Origin of the sequence: Cyanobium sp. LEGE 06143 (genome assembly GCF_015207535.1) — a bacterium.
Classification (GTDB): Bacteria; Cyanobacteriota; Cyanobacteriia; order PCC-6307; family Cyanobiaceae; genus NIES-981.
Window position 1 is genome coordinate 1 of sequence record NZ_JADEWP010000253.1, and the last position, 2711, is coordinate 2711.

Genomic DNA, 2711 nt, shown 5'->3' on the forward strand with positions numbered 1-2711 from the left:
CCCCGACACCCCCCTGATCCTCTACATCTCCGGCAGCGCCGGCGTGCTCGAGCGCATGGCCAGCACCGGGGTGGACTTCATCTCCCTCGACTGGACCGTGGACATGGCCGACGGCTGCGCCCGGCTGCCCGAGCACCTCGGCGTGCAGGGCAATGTGGATCCGGGCCTGCTGTTCGGCACGCCGGAGGCGATCCGCGCGCGCATCCTCGACACGGTGCGCAAGGCCCGCGGCCGCCGCCACATCCTCAACCTTGGCCACGGCATCCTGCCGGGCACCCCGGAAGACAACGCCCGCGTGTTCTTTGAAACCGGCAAGGCGGTGAGCGAGCTGCTCGGAGCCGCCGTTTGAGCCCAGGGGTGCAGCGGCCCCAACGCATCCTGATCACCGGCGCCAGCGGCTGCGTTGGCCAGTACATCGCCGATCTGCTCTACCGCGAGACCGACGCCGAGCTGCTGCTGCTGCTGCGTGATCCGGCCAAACTCACGGCGGTGCMCCAGGACGATCCCCGCGTGACCCTGGTGGTGACCGACCTGCGCGAGCTGGGCAAACCGGGCCAGGAGGCCGCCGCCGCCGCCATCGGCTCGGCCAGCCGGATCATCCACACGGCCACGGCCTGGGGGGATCCCGAGCGGGCCCAGCGGGTCAACGTGGAAGCCGTCAAGGTTCTCCTCAGCCTCACCGATCCGGAGCGGCTGGAGCAGCTGATCTATTTCTCCACTGCCTCGGTGCTGGATCGCCGCCTGCACCTGCTGCCCGAGGCGAGCCGCTACGGCACCGAGTACATCCAGACCAAGGCCCTCTGCCTGCAGCAGCTGGAGCACCACCCCCTGGCAGCGCGCATCGTGGCGGTGTTTCCCACCCTGGTGTTCGGCGGCAGGCTCGATGGCGGCGGCCCCTTCCCCACCAGCTACCTCACCGCGGGCCTGGGGGAGGCGGCCCGCTGGCTGTGGCTGGCCCGCTGGCTGCGGGCTGACGCCTCCTTCCACTTCATCCATGCGGCCGACATCGCCCGGGTGTGCTTGCACCTGACGACCCAGCCCCACCAGGCCAACCCGGAACCGGCCCAGGGGCCGCTGCGCCGCCTGGTGCTGGGTCAACCCGCCGTGACCGTGAATGAGACCGTGCGGCAGCTGGGCCGCTGGCGGGGCACCTGGATCCCGGCCTTCGGCCTCGACCTGCGTGGCTGGCTGGTGGAGGGCCTGATCAAGCTGCTGCGGATCGAGATGACGGCCTGGGACCGCTTTTCGATACGGCAGCGCCATTTCATGCACCAGCCGATCAGCCCGCCGGAGCGCTTCGGCGAGGTGAGCCACGCGCCCACCCTGGAGGCGGTCTTCGCCGATGCGGGCCTGCCGCAGCGGGGCCCGCTGCCGCCGCCGCCCGGCCGGGGGTAGGGGGATGCGCTGCCATGTCGCAAATGTTTCGAAGCTCGGCGTCGCCAAGCACAGCCGCCCCTGTGGCGCTTAAGTTTTCGCGTAGCCCATGCCTGATGCGCCCCTCCATGCGCCGTCTCTTTTCCCTGATTGCTCTCTGCCTCGCCCTGGTGTTGGGCGCAGCCCCCAGCTATGCCGCTGATGTCGCCCACGGCGGCCAGCTCTTCTCCGCCAACTGCGCCGCTTGCCACATGGGCGGCGGCAATGTGGTGAACGCGGAGCGCACCCTCAAGCAGGACGCCCTTGAGGCCTACCTGGCTGATTACAGCAGCGACCACGAAGCCGCCATCGCCTACCAGGTGACCAACGGCAAGAACGCCATGCCCGCATTCGGCGGCAAGCTCAGCGAAGGCGACATCGCCGACGTGGCCGCCTACGTGGAAGACATGGCCGGCAAGGGCTGGGCCTGAGTTCCCGGCCTGGCCAACCCCGAAAGGTGGGCCAATCACCGAACAGCAAGCGCCCCGGTCTAGGCCGGGGCTTTTTCATGTCTTCCTGGTGGTGGTGACCTCGGCTCAGCCTGAGGGTCGTCCTTCAGGACGCAGCCGAATCCTGTTTGCGGAGCGCAAGAACGGCCAGATACAGATCCTCGGGTACCTCGCGGATGTCGTATTCACTCGGCGGCACCCCGTGCACATGGCGATGCACCGCCATCCAACAGTTGCGCTCAGGGTCACGCCCGGTGGCGTCAAATTCCCTGGAAGCCTCGACAAGCTCGGCGATCAACTCCTGGGGGTAGACGGGTGCTTCCATACCGATCTCCATGGCGGGTCACTGCAGCGCCACGGTACCGGCGTCGAAACCGGGTCAGAGTAGGAGCGATTGCTGGAGCCACGATGGCCAACCCCTATCGGGCCTTGATGCTGGGCCTGGCCGTGAGCCTGGTAGGGCAGTTGGGCCAGGCGGCCCGCGCCCAGAGGGTGATCACGGGTGGTTGCCCCATGCTGGTGCCGGAGAGCCAACGGGAGCTGCAGCCCAAGCGGCTGCCGGCGAACCAGGTGAGGGGCAAAAACGAACTCGGCTGTCTGTCACCCCATGACGCGGTCTATGGGGCCGACGGCTGCCCGCTGCGGCTGTGTGGGCCCAACGCCGGGGTGATTCAGCTGCCAGAGCCGTAGGCCACCTGGCAGACGGCATTGAGCAGCTGAGCTGACCGCTGCCCTCCAGGTTGTAGTTGAAGCTCACCCCGCCGGTGCCCACACTCTCCACGGAGCCATAGTCAAGCTGGATGTCGGTCTCGGGCACCACGATCAGCGTGGACTGCTGGTCTGCCGCAG

5 protein-coding genes are annotated in these 2711 nt (G+C 68.4%); 4 read left to right on the forward strand and 1 reads right to left on the reverse strand.

The window, feature by feature from the left end; all coding sequences use genetic code 11:
* The 3 genes from IQ216_RS13115 to IQ216_RS13125 form a co-directional block, all read left to right on the forward strand.
* On the forward strand, positions 1 to 349 hold a 349-nt coding region (locus tag IQ216_RS13115; protein ID WP_304523990.1), incomplete at its 5' end, for a uroporphyrinogen decarboxylase family protein.
* An 8-nt stretch (positions 350 to 357) separates the two neighbouring features.
* Positions 358 to 1395, forward strand: a complete 1038-nt coding sequence (locus IQ216_RS13120) for an NAD(P)-dependent oxidoreductase (RefSeq protein ID WP_193815822.1) — start codon at positions 358 to 360, stop codon at positions 1393 to 1395.
* A 107-nt stretch (positions 1396 to 1502) separates the two neighbouring features.
* Positions 1503 to 1844: a c-type cytochrome gene (locus IQ216_RS13125; protein ID WP_186696545.1), complete on the forward strand. Its 342-nt coding sequence runs from the start codon at positions 1503 to 1505 to the stop codon at positions 1842 to 1844.
* Positions 1845 to 1968: 124 nt separating this feature from the next.
* Here the strand turns inward: IQ216_RS13125 and IQ216_RS13130 are convergent, their stop codons facing one another.
* The gene (locus IQ216_RS13130; protein ID WP_228007512.1) at positions 1969 to 2199 is read right to left on the reverse strand and encodes a hypothetical protein; all 231 of its coding nucleotides are present in this window, start codon (positions 2197 to 2199) and stop codon (positions 1969 to 1971) included.
* Between the two features lie 71 nt (positions 2200 to 2270).
* On the opposite strand from IQ216_RS13130, the gene IQ216_RS13135 reads away from it, so the two are divergent.
* Entirely contained in the window at positions 2271 to 2552 is a 282-nt protein-coding gene (locus tag IQ216_RS13135; protein ID WP_193815823.1) for a hypothetical protein, read from the forward strand.
* Positions 2553 to 2711: the final 159 nt, after the last annotated feature.